The 1,144-nt window shown below is 68.3% G+C and carries 2 protein-coding genes; both read right to left on the bottom strand.

The window, feature by feature from the left end:
- Window positions 1-640, bottom strand: a 640-nt coding sequence (locus tag A5745_RS02505; RefSeq protein WP_139329417.1) for a PPE family protein, incomplete at its 3' end; no start/stop codon positions are given.
- Between the two features lie 430 nt (window positions 641-1,070).
- Window positions 1,071-1,144: hypothetical protein (locus tag A5745_RS24185; RefSeq protein ID WP_139329418.1), on the bottom strand; the 74-nt coding region annotated here is incomplete at its 5' end.

Raw genomic sequence — 1,144 nt, 5'->3', positions numbered from 1 at the left:
GGCCGCCCGCGGCCAGTTGCGGGGTGACCGCGGCGACGTTTTGGGCGGAGTTGCCTGCCGGGGTGGCCTGGGCCTGGGCGACTGCCAGGGCTTGTTCGGCGGGGGCCTCAGGCGTGGTGGTATTGGGAGGGGTGTCAAACGGCTCGAGCGCGGAGGCCAGCGCCGCGGAGGCCGAATAGGCATACATGGTGGCGGCGTCTTGGGCCCACATCTCCATGTACTGGGCTTCGGTGGCCATGATGGCCGGGGTGTTTTGGCCAAAGAAGTTGGTCGCGATCAGCGTCATCAACAACACCCGGTTGGCCGCGATCACCGGCGGGGGCACCGTGCCCACAAACGCGGTCTCGTAGGCTCCCGCGGCCGCGCGGGCCTGGTTGGCGGTCTGCTCGACTTGCCCGGCCACCGTCGAGAGCCAGGCCACATAGGGACTGACCGCGGCCAGCATCGACCTCGAGGCCGGACCCACCCACGGGGCGCTGGTCAACTCCGAAACCACCGACCCATAGCCACTGGCCGCGGTGGCCAACTCCGCGGCCAACTCATCCCATGCAGCAGCCGCCGCCAACATCGGCCCCGACCCCGGACCCGCATACATCAGACCCGAGTTGACCTCCGGTGGTAATGCGCCGAAATCGAGCACCTACGAACCACCGTGCCCGAACGGCATGGGTTTACTCACGCATCGCCCCCGCATGACGACATTCACCAAGTTGCTTTTGAGTGAGGCTAATCGGGAGGACTCCCCTGACCTCCCCGCCGCAGCGACCCGCCGCGGAACCGCCACCCTAACCTGTGCGGGACCTGAGACGGACGACGCGGCGCCCATACGCCTACGCCTCTCCGCAAGACCTGCCCACCACCTGCGGCAACATCCGATAACGTCTGCGACGGGCGGGAGGTGTTAGCGGCTCCACCGGTCATTGCCGCGGCATGTTTGGGCGGTAAATGCCTCGACCTGGGATAAAAATCCGGCCGCAGCTAAAGCCGCCGGCGCCACGTCGTTCGGACTAGGACGCCCGAAGGCGCGCCGGCCGCACGTGTGTGCGGGGCGCGCCTTCGGGGTGTGTGGTTTAGCCGGCGGAGAGGGGGCGGGCCATGACGGTGGGTTTGAAGCCGTAGCGTGGGCCTGCGCCGGCGCCGCGCA

The organism is Mycobacterium sp. IS-2888 (assembly GCF_001954215.1).
Taxonomy (GTDB): Bacteria; Actinomycetota; Actinomycetes; order Mycobacteriales; family Mycobacteriaceae; genus Mycobacterium.
Note: the sequence above shows the minus strand (reverse complement) of the source record. Positions and strands in the feature narration are given on the sequence as shown.